Genomic DNA, 15,462 nt, shown 5'->3' on the forward strand with positions numbered 1-15,462 from the left:
AGGGGAGTAAGGAAAAGTTCTTTGATCTGTAGATGATTTTTGGAACCGGCTGCAGAGCCTTGATTGAGCTTCGTTGCGACGCTCCGTTCAGGGTTCGGTTCGCTGTTCATCTTTAACCCATTTTCACAACCTGTCCCGATACTTCGGGATTAGGACATTTTCAAACCCGCCTGCCGGCTGGCAGGTTTTCAAATTATAAGACATGATACCAGCTCCATTCGATTATCAAAAAGTAAAAACAATAGATGAGGCGATTGCTGCTTTGTCAGCCGGGGACGAAAAAATATTAGCTGGCGGACACAGCCTGATCCCGGCTATGAAGCTGCGCATGATTCGCCCTTCCAAACTGGTTGATATAACCGGTCTGCTAGCACTCAAAGGCATTAATGCTGAAGACGGCGAGATCGTTATCGGCGCCGCTGTCACTCATGCCGATATTGCCAATGATAAGCTTATCAGAAGCAAACTTCCTTTTTTTGCCACTGCTGCGTCGATGATCGGTGATTTGCAGGTTCGCAACTATGGCACTATTGGCGGCAGCTTGGCTCATGCCGATCCTGCTGCAGACTGGCCGGCTTTGGTATTGGCTGCCGATGCGGTCATTAAAGTGCAGGGCAGCAATGGCATGAGAAGAATAAAAGCCACTGATTTTTTCCAGGGTTTATTTGGTACGGCTTTGCAGCCCGATGAGATCATTACCGCTATACGCATACCTGCTCCGGCTGAGGGAACGAAAACAAGCTATCAAAAATTTGAACAGCCAGCTTCGAGGTTTGCTATTGTTGGTTGTGCCGTGATGCGGCTCCCCGACGGAAAAATAAATATTGCGTTTACAGGTGTCGCCGATCATGCGTTCCGTGATGCCAATGCGGAGGCTGAGGTATCCGGTAGGCCGCTCAATAATGACACCATTGCTGCCGCAGTCAATGCGGCTGTAAATGACGTAACTATTTTAAACGACCATTATGCGTCAGAAGAATACCGCAGGCACCTGGCAAAGGTTTATTTGAAAAAAGCATTGGAAGCAGTTGGAAAAAATGATTGAACAGGAAAAATTAATTGATGTCCATTCTGATCTATCACTATAAAACTTTACTAGTATGAGAAAAAAATTAAACTCACTGGTTGTTGTCATTACATTAATAAGTATGACAGTTTGCAATGATGTTTCGGCCCAGGAGAAAAAAGTTAAAATTAAAACAAGCTTCGACCTTAGCGCAGCCAAATCAGCCATTGAAGCCACAAATGCAAAATTCAGCGAGGCCTTTCGTAAGGGAGATTCCGTAGCTGTTGCTTCTTTCTACACCAGCGATGGATGGATGCTTCCACCCAACAGCGAACCCATAAAAGGTGAGGGAATAACAGGCGCCTGGGGATCGTTTATCCGCATGGGAGTTAAAGATCTGAAACTAATGACAGATGAGATCCTTGGCAACCAGGATCAACTGACAGAAATAGGCCGCTATGAAATAGTGGACAACCAGGACAAGGTGGTGGACAGTGGAAAGTATATCGTCGTTTGGAAACCGGTGAACGGAACCTGGAAATTATACCGGGACATGTGGAGTAGCAATATGCCAATGACCAGGCCCCAATAGATTGTATTGAATGGATACAAAATCACAAGTAACACAAGGGATACAACAACTGCCAAAACTCACCCGTTGTATTCCTTGTGTTTTCGTTTGCCCATGGTGATCTGTTGTGTGAAACAGATAAAGCAAACTTTGCCGTATCAGACAAACAAAAAATAATAGTGATGCAATTGGAAGATGTAAAACAAATGCTCCGGGCAAATGGCTACATCACTGATGATTCAGTATCGATGTCAGTATTTCTTTCGCTCCAGCTCAATAAACCGCTGCTGGTGGAAGGACCAGCAGGAGTAGGGAAAACAGAGATCGCCAAAGTAATGGCCAATGCATTACAAACAGATCTTATTCGCCTTCAATGCTATGAAGGACTGGATGCCACGCATGCCCTGTACGAATGGAATTACCAGCGGCAACTGTTGCATATCAAAATGACCGAGCATAATTCGCAAACAATAGATGAGAAAGAGAAGACGATTTTCAGCGACAGCTTTTTAATGAAGCGGCCTTTACTGCAGGCCATAACGCATCATAAAAGACCTGTTTTACTCATCGATGAGGTCGACCGGTCGGATGAAGAGTTTGAAAGTTTTTTATTGGAAGTATTAAGCGACTGGCAGATCACTATTCCCGAAACAGGAACGATTAAAGCCACACATATCCCGCAAGTCATACTAACGAGTAACCGCACAAGGGAACTCAGCGAAGCGCTACGCCGAAGATGTTTGTACTTATATATCGATTATCCCGGGTTCGAAAAAGAACTTGCCATTGTAAAGTCAAAAGTCCCCGGGATTGATAATAAACTGGCTGAGCAAATAACCCGTTTCATGCAGGAACTGCGACAGATAAAACTGGAAAAAACGCCCGGCCTTGCCGAAACACTGGACTGGGCCGCAGCCTTAGCCTCACTTCATATTGACCATCTTGATAAAAGGATCATTGAGCAGACACTGGGCGTAATATTGAAAGACTGGCAGGATACCAGGGAGGTGCAATTATCGCTGGCAGAATTGATGATGCGCACCGGCGTCATTTCTAAGCTGGACAAAGTATGATAAGCCGCAAAACATCGTTGACCGGGAATATCGTTCAGTTCTGCCAGTTTCTCCGGCAGAAAGGCTTTGCTGCCGGGGTAAAAGAAGAGGGTACTGTATTGCAGGGATTGCAGTTTATAAACTATTCAAGTCCCACCATTTTTCACCTGGCTTTGAAAGCCACGCTTTGTAAAAACAAAACTCAGTTGGAAGAGTTTGACGAGCTATTTAATGAGTACTGGAAACAAATTGATAAAGCTGTTAACTCAAAAATAAAACAGGAACCAAAGAAAAAGCCGGGAGCCCAGCCTGCGTCATTGCAAGCAATAAAAACATGGTTACATGGCAACCGCAACGACGAGACTGTTGAAACAGCCACTTATAGTCACCATGAAAATTTATCACACAAAGATTTTTCAGCTGTACCGGAAAGTGGAGTTGAGGAGTTAATGCAAATTATCCGGGCAATGGCCAGGCGGTTGGCGGCCAAAGCAAGCAGGCGCTATAAATTTTCACACAATACCGATATGCCTGACCTGAGACAAACACTACGAAAAAGCCTGAGAAGAGGAGGAGAACTGCTTGACCTGGCTTACCGTAAACCAAAACAAACCCGCACAAAGATTTTGCTGCTTTGCGATACAAGCAAGTCAATGGAATTGTACACCGTTTTTTTATTACAATTCATGTATGCATTTCAACAGGTGTATCGCCGGATGGAAACATTTGTTTTTGGAACCTCGTTAAAACGAATAACACCGTTTTTGCGGGAACAGAAATTTCATGCAGCATTGCATATGTTGGAAAATGAAAATGACTGGATGGGAGGAACCAGGATAGGAGAGTGCCTGCAGCTCTTCGTAAAAAATTATGGGAAAAAAATGCTTGACTCCAAAACGATTGTCATTATTGTCAGCGATGGGTGGGACCAGGGCAATATGGATATTCTTCGTCAAAGCATGGCGTTCATTAAAGCCAGGTCAAAAAAAATTATCTGGTTGAACCCGCTGGCGGGTTTTGCAAATTATAAGCCTGAGACAACAGGCATGCAAACGGCTATGCCTTTTATTGATGTGTTTGCCCCTGTTCACAATGTAGCAAGCCTGCAGCGATTGAGTAAGTGGCTATGATTATTGCGCCTTGTTGTTGATTAATGCCTTGTAATCATCTTCAGTATCGATATCAACACTCCCTTTTTCAAACGAAACGGTTGCGAGGTTATCCTTGTATTTCTCCACTATTTTCCTTGCGCCTGCGTCACCGCTTAGTTCCAGTAGTTCAGGGAAAACAGACCGGTGAAACAGTACAGGCGGACCAACCACATCGTTGTAGTGACTCGTAATGACTGGTTTCCCAGTCTTTTTTTGTGTGGCGATTAATTCGTTGAGCAGAGAAGAAGAGACATGCGGCTGATCGCAAACCATTAATATCACGCCGTCGGCAGAAGGAGCTATATGCTTTAGCGTCTCCAGCCCGCAACGGATAGACGAAGCCATTCCCTCTTTCCATTCTTTGTTTTCAACAATATGCACTTTTTTTTCATCCAGCTCTTTTTCCAGTTGCACCGCATTGGCGCCAAGAACTACAATAACAGGATTAGCATCCGTTTCATTGGCTGTATCAACTGTGTTTTCCAGCAAACTTTTTCCGTTATAAGGAAGCAATTGTTTTGGCCGGCTCAACCTGGTGGACGAACCTGCGGCGAGAATGATTATAGCGCAATTGTTTACTATCGTGGGGCTGCTTGTTATGGCTGTTAATTTTTTGCTGAAACATTTACCTGTTCAATTACCAGTTCATTGCGTGAATGGATAGCGCCGGTGTTGGCATGTAGTGACAGCCCCTGCTTACCGCTTAATACAGCTTTGATCTCCGATAAAATGGACAAGGCAATTTCTTCCGATGTTTCTGCTCCAATATCCAAACCAACCGGGCTGTGAATAGAACTGAGTTGTTGCTGTGTCAAATTAATTCCCTGTTCTGTGATTTCTCCCAGCATCCGCTCCAGTTTTTTCTTTGGTCCTAACATTCCAATATAGGTGACACTCCGTTTCAGCAATTCGATCAGCATGGCCATGTCATAATTATAATTGTGCGTCATCAGCACAAAAACGGTGTTGGCATCCAGAGCAATTTTACCGACCACATCTTCTGGTTTTGACAACAACACCTGGCAGGAAGTAGCAAATCTTTCTTTTTTGGCATAAGCTGGCCTGCCATCAATGACCGTAGTTTCCCATCCCAGGATTTCCGCCATTGCTACCAACGGGACCACGTCATTGCCAGCTCCAATAGCGATCAACGAAACAGCCGGCTCTACTAATTCAATGAAAGCGGCAAGGCTTTTATTTTCAAAAATGTAGTTCCTGAATATAGATTGGTTGCCGGTGAGAACCTGTTTACCATCCGCCAATAATTTCTCTTTCAATGCAGGAACATTTCCTTCTCTCACTTCATCTTCCCGCAGCATCAGGCAGGTACCGGGTTGTGGATCTTTTTTATTTTCCAATGAAAATAAAGTTATCAGTACTGCTTTTTGTCGCTCCGAGGCCACCGCTTTTAAAAAATTGATCGGATTGTTTGCATCGGTGGTGTCGATCGGTTCTATCAAAACCTGGATAATGCCATTGCAGCCAAGCCCGATTCCCAATTTGGCATCGTCTTCATCCATAGTATCATAGGTAACGAGCATGGATTTTTTTTGCGACATTACTAGCAGAGCCTTTCGCAGTGCGTCTCCCTCCAAACAACCACCACTGATAGCGCCAGTCAACTGTCCCTCCCCGGTGATCAGCATCCTGGCACCGGGACGACGATAAGATGAACCATCAACGTGTACTACAGTTGCCAGGGCCGTTTGCTGGCCTTTGTGTTGGGCCTCATCAAATGAGCGGATGATATCGTTAATTTCTTTCAATTCGTTTCTTTGGTAAAATTGTCATTTCAATTTACTTAAAATTCGCAGAATAAACAGTGATTGATCTCAGGTTTGCTGCGCCTTATTTATTGTCTGCTACTTGTACCAGGGCCGAGTACATTTTTCCATTGTTGTAGATGGAAGAGTGCTCGTTCAGTTTGGTGACTTTGTATTTATCCGTGGCCATAAAAAGATTTAGCAGTGACTGAAAACTCAAGGGATAGGGCACCCATTTATTGGCTTTATGTGTATCGTATTCCACAATTATCAAACAATATTCTTTTAGCAGGTAGCTATTTAGCTTTTGTAAAAACACAGTTTTATCTTTTACAAAATGCAGGGAATTAGCCATCAATATGCCGGTCAAATTTTCAAGAGGTAAATGATCCTTTACAAAATCTGCCTGCACCTTTTCTATTACCTGTTCATTGTATTGCTTCGGAATTTCGTTGAGTGAAGATTGGTTGTTATCAACACAATAGATGATACTGCCAGGGTCAATAAGCTGGGCAAGGGCTTTTGTAAACAAGCCATTTCCACAACCGAGGTCGGCCCAGCGGTTTCTATTCTTTAATTGTGGTTGTGCTGGTTGCAACAATTGTATAGCGTCTTTTAGCTGCATGTCAGTATAATAACATTGTAATAAAAAAGCTGTTCAAATAATGAACAGCTTCTCAAAATAATTTTACCAAATGCTATTTAAAACTTACACATTCTTTCAATTCTTTCTCTGTATAGGCAATATTATATTGTTTCAATACATCATCCGGTACTCCATTCCATTGGTTGGGTGTATTGCCGGCATATCCCAGGTCCTTGACACCAATTTCTGAAGTATAAAAACCGGAAGCAGTCAGATTGCGCATCAATGAGAAAAAGGCAACACCTTGTTTCATCCCGGGTTTTGCTTTGTTGGGGTAAGCGATCTGGTCAACCATTTCAATCTGCTGCTGCTGGCTGCAATCTTTAAATGCTTTTTCATAGCGTTTATAACATTGCAAATCCAACCAGCGCAGGCCTCCCCGCATGGGCACCTGGTGCTCCGGCATGTCCCTCACAATGAAATCAATGAATTCGGGAACCTTTGCATCGGAGGCGCTGCCACTCACTTCATCCTTTGGAATTATAATATCACCCAATACCGTAATCGTTGCCATTTCATGATCCGAGAAAAATTTTCCCTGCGCAATGACCGACTTCTCATATTTCATTTCTTCGGCACTGCGATGAATAGGGAAGTCTGCCTCTTTAGGCTTCACCTCTTCTGCTTTTTTATCATCGGGTTTGCAACCCGCAATAACTGCCGGCACTGCCACAGCACCGGTAGCGATTAGTTTTAATGATTTACGTCTGTCCATAAAAGAAACCCCCAAACCCCCTAAAGGGGGCTTTTAGACTCCGATTGTTACGGAGTGTTTTGTTTATGAAAATTGTTTAACTGCAAAATTTTTTCCCTGATGCTTTATTAAAACATATTCCGTTTCTTCCAGTACCTGTTGATTTGTAAATTGAATAATAGTATAACCCCATATTTCCAATTCTTTTTGCCTTGTCTCATCAGCAGTTTTTATGTCCTTTTCATTATGAATAGCCCCATCTACTTCAATGATAAGTTTTACTTTGTGGCAAAAGAAATCGGCAATATATATTCCAATAGGATGTTGTCTTCTAAACTTTAATCCATCAATTCCCGGTTTTAAACAGAACCATAAGACTTTCTCAGCTTCAGTCATGTTTTTACGCAGATGCTTTGCATTTGCAAAAATGATATGCGAAGCCCCTTCAAACATTCCACCGCTTTTATATGGGTTCTTAACCCCCAACCCCCTAAAGGGGGCTTTAGCTTCTGATGGTGTATGTGACTCTTTGTTATGCATAATGTTGAGCTATCAAGCAATATAATGCACTTCAACTGTCGGGGTCTAAAGTCTCCCTTTAGGGAGATTTAGAGGGTTTAAATATTCTGTTTCTTCAACTCATCAATAATATACTCACTTGCCCTCATCGACAACGCTAATATCGTCCATGTAATATTTTTATCCGCCTGGCTTACAAACTGGCCGCCGTCTACGCAGAAAAGGTTTTTACAATCATGTGCCTGGCTCCATTTATTTAAAGCCGAACGCTTAGGGTCATTGCCCATTCTTACGGTTCCTGCTTCATGAATGATCTCACCGGGTTTTAAAAGGCCCCAGTCATTTTTTTCGTTATCATCACCACCCCAGGTAATCACAGCGCCCATATTGTGCATGATCTCTTTAAAGGTTTCCTTCATATGCTTAGCCTGTTTTATTTCATGCTCACTCCATTTCACATTGAACTTCAAAACAGGTATGCCGTATTTATCAACGGTAGTTGGATCTATCTCACAATAATTACTTTCCAATGGTATTGCTTCACCACGACCGGCCATGCCTACACTAGCGCCGTAAAAGAAACGATAATCCTCTTTCAATGATGCGCCATAACCACCGGCTTCTTTTTGTTTTCCTTTTACTACAAATTTTCCATTGAGGCTTTCAATACCCGCACCAAAACCATAGGAAGGCTGATCATATCCACCCCAATACTCGATGTGGTAGCCCCTGGCAAAATCAAGCTTCTTATTATCCAGCCACCAGGGCGAATACACATGCAGACCACCCACACCGTCTTCGTTATAGCGTTTTCGGTCAAATAATTTTGGAAGAACACCACCCAGCTGCGCACCGGTAGAATCATGCAAATATTTTCCTACCACATTGCTGCTGTTGGCTAAACCATTCGGATGCCTTTGCGATTTTGAATTCAGCAATATCCTCGCCGACTCGCAGGCACTGGCTGCGAGTATCACTACTTTACCTTCTACCTGGTATTCCATCATGTCGTCTTTGCTGACATAGGAAACACCGGTTGCCAATCCTTCTTTATTGGTCAGTACTTCACGGGCCATAGCATTGGGAACAATATCTATATTGCCGGTTTTCATGGCCGGGTAGATCAATACATTGGGTGAAGAAAAATCGGCTTTGAAAAAACTACAGTTCCGACCGCATTGTGCGCAGAAACCACAGGCGCCGCGGTCTTTATTGTCAGGCAATTGTTGTGTAAGAATTGAAAGCCTGGAAGGGATGACACGAACCCCAGCCTGTGTAGCCGCATTTTTTATAAATAGTTCATGCAGACGAGGCTTGGGTGGTGGGAGGAAAAAACCATCGGGATCATTATCCAAACCTTCATTGGTGCCGAATATGCCAATTAGTTTATCGATGCGGTCATAAAAAGGTTTAACATCTTCATAACCGATGGGCCAGTCGTCGCCTAAGCCGTCAATGCTTTTGCGTTTGAAATCTTTTGGTCCAAATCGCAACGAAATACGTCCCCAGTGGTTAGTACGTCCACCCAGCATGCGGGCACGGAACCAGTCCCACTGTGTACCTTCCGCTTTCGTATAAGGTTCACCATCGAGTTGCCAACCACCATAACAAGCATCAAAGTCACCAAAAGGTCTAACCTTCGAAGCACCCCGGCGTGGCGATTCCCATGGATTTTTAAACTGCGTAATATCTTTTTGCGGATCATATAAAGGGCCGGCCTCAATTATGCAAACCTTTAATCCTGCGTTCGCCAAAACATAAGCTGACATACCGCCACCAGCACCGGATCCGACAATAACTACATCATATTTTTTTGCCTGTTTTTTAACCTGGAAATCTCCCATATCGCAAAAGGTATTTGTGTCAAATAATGAAGCGCCAATTTACACGTAAACCTTCAATCAGCGAAGATTTTTTTGACGGGTGAATGTTCACAACCGTTTGCGTAATAGGAAATATTGCGAGTATCTTTAAGTGGTAAAATAAAATGGTTCATGAATAAAGTTCTTATGCTGATCGGCCTGCTCATTCCATTCATTACAAAATCACAGTCCGTCAAATTTGATAATTATCCCGTTTACATTGATACTGACCTCGGTCAGCAGTATACCCCACAACAATCTTTCTTTCGCGTCTGGTCGCCAACGGCCGCTGAAGTTGAATTGCGTTTGTACAAAGAAGGAATTGGCGGCGAAGCCATTCAAACCATTTCAATGAAAAAAAGTAGAAGCGGTACATGGACCGCTTCACTCAAAGGGGATCAGCAGGGAAAATTTTATGCATTCAGGGTAAAGATAAAAGGGGAATGGTCACAGGAAGTTCCTGATCCATATGCAAAGGCAGTTGGCGTAAATGGTAGAAGAGGCATGATCACCGATTTGAAGCTTACAAACCCTGCCGGGTGGGAAAAAGATAAAGGCATCCCGTTGAAAAATGCGACGGACGCAATCATTTATGAATTGCATATAAGAGATGCAAGTATTGCCACGAATTCCGGGATCAAAAACAAGGGGAAATTTTTAGGGCTTACAGAGAAAGGAACCGTTAATAACGATGGATTAAGCACCGGGTTAGATCATATTAAGGATTTGGGTGTAACACATGTGCATATTTTACCGCTGTATGATTTTTATTCGGTTGATGAAACCAAACTGGATAAGCCGCAATACAATTGGGGCTATGATCCGCTGAATTATAATACCACGGAAGGCTCTTATAGCACTAATCCTTATGACGGCCTCAGCCGGATTCGGGAGTTTAAAGAAATGGTAAAAACATTTCATGCAAACGGGTTAAACATTGTGATGGATGTCGTGTATAATCATACTATGCTGACAGGGGATTCTTATTTCAATCAACTGGTGCCCGGTTACTATTACCGGCAAACACCGCAAGGAAAATTCTCCAATGCCACGGCTTGTGGTAATGAAACGGCGAGCGAAAGACCGATGGTGCGTAAGTTTATGCTGGAGTCGCTAAAGTATTGGGTAAAGGAATACCATATCGATGGTTTCCGGTTTGACCTGATGGGTGTGCATGATATTGAAACCATGAATATAATCGCTAAAGAATTGCGAAAAATAAAACCCGATATTTTATTGTATGGTGAAGGATGGACAGCAGGTGCATCGCCATTGGCAGAAACAAAAAGAGCGGTAAAAAAATACGCTTACAGGTTGGATAATATTGCTGTGTTCAGCGATGATATCCGCGACGGTATAAAAGGCAGCGTATTTGTGAACGATGAAAAAGGCTTTACCAGCGGCCGGCCGGGCATGGAAGAAAGTATCAAATTCGGAGTAGTAGCGTCTACCAAACACCCACAGGTTGACTATCGCAAGGTGAACTATTCCAAAGCATCTTACGCTGTTAATCCTTCCAGTACGGTTACCTATGCCGAATGTCACGATAACCATGTATTATGGGATAAACTCGCTCTTTCTGCGCCCACTGCGACGGAGGCAGAAAGAAAAGAAATGCATAAGCTGGCATTAAGTATAGTGCTCACTTCGCAAGGCATTTCTTTTTTACATGCGGGCACGGAATTTTTGCGGAGTAAAAAGGGCAGCGAAAATTCATTCGATGCCGGTGACAGTATTAACGCTGTTGACTGGAGTTTGAAGACAAAGAATAAAGATGTGTTTGAATATGTGAAAGCGTTGATCCAATTGCGAAAAGAGCATCCCGCATTTCGGATGCAAACGGGTAAGCAGGTGGCTGACAATATAAGGTTTTTAAAAACGGGGGATGGAATTGTTGCTTACACAATCAATGGAAGATTGATAAAAGATAAGTGGAACAAAATAGTAATGATTTACAACGGCAATGCACACAAGGTCGAAATCAATTTACCCGCAGGAGAATGGGAGAAATATTCTCTACCCGGCCAGGAACTATCTTCTCATCAAGTCAAAAACTCAGTAATTGCTGAAGCCAGAAGTTGTACAATTTTTTACCAGTAAAAAGTTAAATGACTGACGTAATCCACCAGGTATTTCCAAAAGGATCTTTTACTCCGCAAGCCCGGCCATACTCTTTGTCCGAAGGTTCTTGCCCTTCCACAGTGGTAGCGCCTGCTGTCAATGCCTTTTGATAAGCAATATCGGCATTATCGACATAAATAAACATACCGGCATTCATTGGCGGAAATTCTTCACCGGCCTCGGCAAACATAATGACGGAATCACCAACTTTTATTTCGCCATGCATGACTGTTCCGTCAGCATTTGGAACTATCATTTGCTCTTTGGCATCGAAAACTTCCTGCATGAATTTTTGAAATACACCGGCACCTTTAACGATCAGGTAAGGCATCAGCTGGTTATATTGTTCCGGAATTTGCATCTGTATATTTTTTTTGTTTTAGTCAGTACTTGTCCCGAACTGACTTCGGGAGGGAACTTACCATGATAAAATTTTCATTGCCCAATGCATTTATAATGAAAATTTTATCATGGACGTTTCATATAATTTTTATTTGGTGAAACCGAAACTATGTTTCCGATAATATCGTGCAGCAATAAATGACAATGGCAGGCCGATCGCAGCGATCAGTATCGAAGCCGCAATAGCCGCCTGCTTCCAATCAAAAGCCGACGTGGTTGCTTTCGTCATTGGAACAACTACTCTCGTCATGATAAGCCAGATAAATATTCCATACAGCACACCTGTTAGAATAGTGTTCAGGGTTTGTAGTTTCAGTTTTGGGTATATCCAAAAGAAGAAAATGGTCCAGGCAAAAGCGATTACAAAATGTAGCAGTAATCCTGCGACTGCCATTGGGTTGCCCCCGCTAAATGCTTCTTTACCTGCGACGGCACTGGCAATATATTTCAGGACAATCAACGGGTCTTTTCCTGTTTTAATATAAAATTGAATCAGTGCAGCAATAATGTCCAGGCTGCCAACCAGCAGTCCTGAAAGTGCAATTGTTTTCCAAAGATTATTTTTCATAAGCTCCGTTAAAATAATTATTTTTTTAAAGCAATCATTAAATTAATTACATAATTCCGGTTTATAAACTTATCTTCGCGGTTCTTATATGTTATTTCTCACCCAGTTTGTTTTGATTTTTTCTCCTCAAATGTCGTGATAGCTTAACGTAAGGCGGGTAAAGTATCTTCAATTAAGTGGATAGCCTTACCATTTTTTTTAATCAAATTTTTATTCAATTGTCATTTCACAATTTGCAGCTCATTGAGCCTGTGCTCAAAGCTTTAGCTCATGAAGGTTACACGAAACCTACACCTATCCAGGAACAATCGATCCCCATTATTTTACAGCAACGAGACTTGCTTGGCTGCGCACAAACCGGCACCGGTAAAACAGCTGCGTTTGCGATCCCGCTTCTGCAATTAATGCACCAGCAGTCATCACCTAACCGTCATCGTGGTATCAGGGCATTGGTGTTAACGCCTACCAGGGAACTGGCCATCCAGATCGAAGAAAGTTTCAAGGCATATGGAAGATATCTTAATCTGCATAAGCTTGTCATTTTTGGCGGTGTGTCACAAGTGCCACAGGTAAATGCACTGCGTCGCGGTGTTGATATATTGGTGGCTACGCCGGGTCGTTTGCTCGACCTGATGAACCAGGGCCATATTTCGCTTCGTGATATCAATTTCTTTGTACTGGATGAAGCAGACAGAATGCTGGACATGGGTTTTGTACATGATGTAAAAAAGATCATTGCAAAACTGCCTGTCAAAAGACAAACACTTTTTTTCTCCGCTACCATGCCCCCGGAAATACAACGACTCGCCGATGTATTATTAACCAATCCGGGTAAAGTAGAGGTAACGCCGGTTTCCTCTACTGCTGATGCGATACAACAAACATTGTATTTTGTTGAAAAGCAAAATAAGAGATCGCTGTTGATTCATTTATTGGAAGATACCGGTATTCAAACAGCTTTAGTATTCAGCCGTACCAAGCATGGCGCCGATAAGATCGCCAAAAATTTGAAAGCTGCCGGCATCGAGGCTGAAGCTATTCATGGTAATAAATCCCAAAATGCCCGGCAATCGGCATTGACTAATTTCAAATCAAGACGGACAAGAATATTGGTAGCTACCGATATCGCCGCCCGTGGGATTGATATTGATGAGCTGACGCATGTAATCAATCATGATCTGCCGGATGTTCCGGAAACTTATGTACATCGCATTGGCCGTACCGGAAGAGCAGGGGCAAGTGGTATCGCTATTTCATTTTGCGATGCAGAAGAAAGAGATGAATTGAAAGCGATTCAAAAGCTGATCAAAAAAACTATACCGGTTGTAACGGAACATCCGTATGTGATGACCGGTAATAGTCAACCGGTGATACAGCCGGTTCAACGACCATCATTTCAAAAAAGAAATTCCGGCAGTGGTAAAAATTTTTACGGGAAGAGAAGAAATAGTCGTCCATCGTATTCAGTTGATCGTTCCTAAATGAATACCGCTGTGGAAAATTAAGGGGCTTCAAAAGAGTCCTTTAATTTAAGCACAGGCCGAAGCAGCAGAGCTGAATGGCTAAGGTTTGATAATCCTTTAAATTTGGTGATGAAACCGTTGAAGCTTTTTATGTTGCTGTTGGGTTGCAAACCTCCGGGAAGAAATACCGAACAACACGATATTTTCTTTGGTATAGGAACTGAATTAAAAGAGCTGTTACCCGATATCTTTGATTTTTGGCCGGAAGCCAATCAAAAAATTCATATTGATGCATGGCGTGAAGTAAACAGGGTAGACAACTTTGATGTCGGTGTTGTAAACCGTGAGGAGATCAACGCTAATACGCACGAAGAGTTAGTAAGATTGTTTTTTATTAATTTGGGTGGTTATAAGCCCGGCGAGTTTGAAGAGTTTCACTACAAATTGATTGTCGCTGCACCCAATAAAGGAATAGCTATTCAACAGGCTAAAAAAACTGCGTTCTATCGTCATACCGGTTTCAAAGGCGCCACTTCTCATGTGGATGATAAGTATGGCGTGGACGTGGATGACTTGTATGAAATCTCCGACATCCTACCGGCAACAATGAAAGAAAAATATTCTATAAAGCTTATGCCAGCTACTACATCCACGGAAGATCAATTGGTATTGGGATATACGAGACTGGATAAATTATGAAGCAATTAATAGTATGATTGATTTTTCAATGTTGAGACCTGGTCAATAGAAATAAAAGATAGCGATTAAACAAAAGGAAAGCCCGGATTACCAGTAGTCAAGTGCTACAAAAACTTTGATGGGCTGTGCAAATCCTTTAAGATATTGATCACCGAGGTCAGCGAACTGGAAGTTTCTGCCCATACACAAACCTTTTACGACTTCGGAAATAAGTACCTGCCCCGGATCGGCCAGGTCGCATAATCGTTTGGTCAGTTGTACTGCTGCACCAAAGAAATCGTCACCTTCCGTGACGGGTTCCCCGCATTGATACCGATCTTTACATGTAGATGTATACCAGGATTTGCTTCTCTGTAAGCGGCCAGATCTTTTTGAATTTCTAAAGCAGTTCTCACGGCTTTGGATGTTGAACTGAACGTCGCCATAATGCCATCGCCTGTATGTTTCACTTCCCGGCCATTGTTATTGTTCAGGTTATCCCTTACTATTTCGTTATGTTTTCTCAGTATCGTCATGGCCATAATATCTCCATATTCCTCGGTCAGGCTGGTTGAGCCAACGATATCAGTAAAAAGAAAAGTACGAACGGCAGAATCTACTTTGCCATCAGGATGAACGGCCAGGCCAGTGAGAGTGTATTATTAGGGCCCAAGAATGTGGCGATATCGGTTGGATGCACTTCGATGATCTCGCAGGCAATATTGCCATGCGCTTCGGCATGACAAGCCGTGCAGGCTTCTTTTGTCGGCCCTTCTATCAGGCAAAAGATCGTGCCCTGTTCTTCGTTCACCCAGAATTTATGATACTTTACACCATGCTTGTCCTGTACAGCAAGATCCTGCAGGTGAGCTTTTGCAACTTCTTCTTTCTTTATTCCATACATTCCTTTGTGAAGATCCATAAAGAGTGGCATAACAAAGGGATTAGGGTTTCTAAATAAGAAAG

At 42.8% G+C, this 15,462-nt stretch carries 17 protein-coding genes; 7 read left to right on the forward strand and 10 right to left on the reverse strand.

Annotated elements, in window-relative coordinates; genetic code table 11:
- Positions 1 to 202 precede the first annotated feature (202 nt).
- From ACFEL9_RS21220 to ACFEL9_RS21235, 4 genes are all read left to right on the forward strand, one after another.
- Positions 203 to 1,045, forward strand: coding sequence for an FAD binding domain-containing protein (locus ACFEL9_RS21220; protein ID WP_385894371.1), 843 nt, complete (start codon positions 203 to 205; stop codon positions 1,043 to 1,045).
- Positions 1,046 to 1,100: 55 nt separating this feature from the next.
- Positions 1,101 to 1,598 carry a YybH family protein gene (locus ACFEL9_RS21225; protein ID WP_385894373.1) on the forward strand — a complete coding sequence of 166 codons (498 nt, stop codon included), beginning with the start codon at positions 1,101 to 1,103 and terminating at the stop codon, positions 1,596 to 1,598.
- 161 nt (positions 1,599 to 1,759) lie between these two features.
- On the forward strand, positions 1,760 to 2,650 hold the full coding sequence (locus ACFEL9_RS21230; RefSeq protein WP_385894374.1) for an AAA family ATPase: 891 nt from the start codon (positions 1,760 to 1,762) through the stop codon (positions 2,648 to 2,650).
- A complete protein-coding gene (locus tag ACFEL9_RS21235; protein ID WP_385894376.1) occupies positions 2,647 to 3,759 on the forward strand; it encodes a vWA domain-containing protein in 1,113 nt (370 codons plus the stop codon). Before ACFEL9_RS21230 ends, ACFEL9_RS21235 begins: the two co-directional genes overlap by 4 nt.
- Here ACFEL9_RS21235 and ACFEL9_RS21240 read toward each other — a convergent pair whose 3' ends face one another.
- The 6 genes from ACFEL9_RS21240 to ACFEL9_RS21265 all read right to left on the reverse strand — a co-directional run bounded on the left by ACFEL9_RS21240 (position 3,760) and on the right by ACFEL9_RS21265 (position 9,246).
- Positions 3,760 to 4,380 carry a nucleotidyltransferase family protein gene (locus tag ACFEL9_RS21240; protein ID WP_385894935.1) on the reverse strand — a complete coding sequence of 207 codons (621 nt, stop codon included), beginning with the start codon at positions 4,378 to 4,380 and terminating at the stop codon, positions 3,760 to 3,762. It lies immediately after the preceding gene.
- Positions 4,381 to 4,385: 5 nt separating this feature from the next.
- Positions 4,386 to 5,546, reverse strand: a complete 1,161-nt coding sequence (locus ACFEL9_RS21245; RefSeq protein ID WP_385894378.1) for an XdhC family protein — start codon at positions 5,544 to 5,546, stop codon at positions 4,386 to 4,388.
- Between the two features lie 82 nt (positions 5,547 to 5,628).
- Positions 5,629 to 6,168, reverse strand: a complete 540-nt coding sequence (locus tag ACFEL9_RS21250; protein WP_385894380.1) for a class I SAM-dependent methyltransferase — start codon at positions 6,166 to 6,168, stop codon at positions 5,629 to 5,631.
- Between the two features lie 73 nt (positions 6,169 to 6,241).
- The gene (locus ACFEL9_RS21255) at positions 6,242 to 6,904 is read right to left on the reverse strand and encodes a gluconate 2-dehydrogenase subunit 3 family protein (protein ID WP_385894382.1); all 663 of its coding nucleotides are present in this window, start codon (positions 6,902 to 6,904) and stop codon (positions 6,242 to 6,244) included.
- Positions 6,905 to 6,967: 63 nt separating this feature from the next.
- Positions 6,968 to 7,423: an endonuclease domain-containing protein gene (locus ACFEL9_RS21260; protein WP_385894383.1), complete on the reverse strand. Its 456-nt coding sequence runs from the start codon at positions 7,421 to 7,423 to the stop codon at positions 6,968 to 6,970.
- Between the two features lie 77 nt (positions 7,424 to 7,500).
- Positions 7,501 to 9,246 carry a GMC oxidoreductase gene (locus ACFEL9_RS21265; RefSeq protein WP_385894385.1) on the reverse strand — a complete coding sequence of 582 codons (1,746 nt, stop codon included), beginning with the start codon at positions 9,244 to 9,246 and terminating at the stop codon, positions 7,501 to 7,503.
- Between the two features lie 150 nt (positions 9,247 to 9,396).
- Here ACFEL9_RS21265 and pulA point away from each other — a divergent pair, with 150 nt between their 5' ends.
- Positions 9,397 to 11,364, forward strand: a complete 1,968-nt coding sequence (gene pulA / locus ACFEL9_RS21270; protein ID WP_385894387.1) for a type I pullulanase — start codon at positions 9,397 to 9,399, stop codon at positions 11,362 to 11,364.
- Between the two features lie 4 nt (positions 11,365 to 11,368).
- On the opposite strand, the gene ACFEL9_RS21275 is transcribed toward pulA, so the two are convergent.
- Together ACFEL9_RS21275 and ACFEL9_RS21280 are read right to left on the reverse strand one after the other, a co-directional pair.
- Complete coding sequence (locus tag ACFEL9_RS21275; RefSeq protein ID WP_385894389.1) at positions 11,369 to 11,746, reverse strand: VOC family protein; 378 nt, start codon at positions 11,744 to 11,746, stop codon at positions 11,369 to 11,371.
- A gap of 129 nt (positions 11,747 to 11,875) precedes the next feature.
- Positions 11,876 to 12,355, reverse strand: a complete 480-nt coding sequence (locus ACFEL9_RS21280) for a hypothetical protein (protein WP_385894390.1) — start codon at positions 12,353 to 12,355, stop codon at positions 11,876 to 11,878.
- Between the two features lie 218 nt (positions 12,356 to 12,573).
- Between ACFEL9_RS21280 and ACFEL9_RS21285 the strand changes: the two genes are divergently transcribed.
- The gene (locus tag ACFEL9_RS21285; RefSeq protein WP_385894392.1) at positions 12,574 to 13,836 is read left to right on the forward strand and encodes a DEAD/DEAH box helicase; all 1,263 of its coding nucleotides are present in this window, start codon (positions 12,574 to 12,576) and stop codon (positions 13,834 to 13,836) included.
- Positions 13,837 to 13,947: 111 nt separating this feature from the next.
- The gene (locus ACFEL9_RS21290) at positions 13,948 to 14,517 is read left to right on the forward strand and encodes a DUF1543 domain-containing protein (RefSeq protein ID WP_385894393.1); all 570 of its coding nucleotides are present in this window, start codon (positions 13,948 to 13,950) and stop codon (positions 14,515 to 14,517) included.
- Positions 14,518 to 14,768: 251 nt separating this feature from the next.
- On the opposite strand, the gene ACFEL9_RS21295 is transcribed toward ACFEL9_RS21290, so the two are convergent.
- Complete coding sequence (locus tag ACFEL9_RS21295; RefSeq protein WP_385894937.1) at positions 14,769 to 15,140, reverse strand: adenylate/guanylate cyclase domain-containing protein; 372 nt, start codon at positions 15,138 to 15,140, stop codon at positions 14,769 to 14,771.
- Positions 15,113 to 15,430, reverse strand: coding sequence for a DUF4242 domain-containing protein (locus ACFEL9_RS21300; RefSeq protein WP_385894395.1), 318 nt, complete (start codon positions 15,428 to 15,430; stop codon positions 15,113 to 15,115). Before ACFEL9_RS21300 ends, ACFEL9_RS21295 begins: the two co-directional genes overlap by 28 nt.
- Between the last annotated feature and the right edge of the window lie 32 nt (positions 15,431 to 15,462).

Origin of the sequence: Terrimonas alba (assembly GCF_042434975.1) — a bacterium.
GTDB lineage: Bacteria > Bacteroidota > Bacteroidia > Chitinophagales > Chitinophagaceae > Terrimonas_B > Terrimonas_B alba.

Bases quoted from the DNA above. Each gene is read 5' to 3' on its own strand.
- ACFEL9_RS21220 (WP_385894371.1), top strand. From the start codon at position 203: ATGATACCAGCTCCATTCGATTATCAAAAAGTAAAAACAATAGATGAG.
- ACFEL9_RS21225 (WP_385894373.1), top strand. From the start codon at position 1,101: ATGAGAAAAAAATTAAACTCACTGGTTGTTGTCATTACATTAATAAGT.
- ACFEL9_RS21230 (WP_385894374.1), top strand. From the start codon at position 1,760: ATGCAATTGGAAGATGTAAAACAAATGCTCCGGGCAAATGGCTACATC.
- ACFEL9_RS21235 (WP_385894376.1), top strand. From the start codon at position 2,647: ATGATAAGCCGCAAAACATCGTTGACCGGGAATATCGTTCAGTTCTGC.
- ACFEL9_RS21250 (WP_385894380.1), bottom strand. From the start codon at position 6,168: ATGCAGCTAAAAGACGCTATACAATTGTTGCAACCAGCACAACCACAA.
- ACFEL9_RS21255 (WP_385894382.1), bottom strand. From the start codon at position 6,904: ATGGACAGACGTAAATCATTAAAACTAATCGCTACCGGTGCTGTGGCA.
- ACFEL9_RS21260 (WP_385894383.1), bottom strand. From the start codon at position 7,423: ATGCATAACAAAGAGTCACATACACCATCAGAAGCTAAAGCCCCCTTT.
- ACFEL9_RS21265 (WP_385894385.1), bottom strand. From the start codon at position 9,246: ATGGGAGATTTCCAGGTTAAAAAACAGGCAAAAAAATATGATGTAGTT.
- pulA (WP_385894387.1), top strand. From the start codon at position 9,397: ATGAATAAAGTTCTTATGCTGATCGGCCTGCTCATTCCATTCATTACA.
- ACFEL9_RS21275 (WP_385894389.1), bottom strand. From the start codon at position 11,746: ATGCAAATTCCGGAACAATATAACCAGCTGATGCCTTACCTGATCGTT.
- ACFEL9_RS21280 (WP_385894390.1), bottom strand. From the start codon at position 12,355: ATGAAAAATAATCTTTGGAAAACAATTGCACTTTCAGGACTGCTGGTT.
- ACFEL9_RS21290 (WP_385894393.1), top strand. From the start codon at position 13,948: ATGAAACCGTTGAAGCTTTTTATGTTGCTGTTGGGTTGCAAACCTCCG.
- ACFEL9_RS21300 (WP_385894395.1), bottom strand. From the start codon at position 15,430: ATGCCACTCTTTATGGATCTTCACAAAGGAATGTATGGAATAAAGAAA.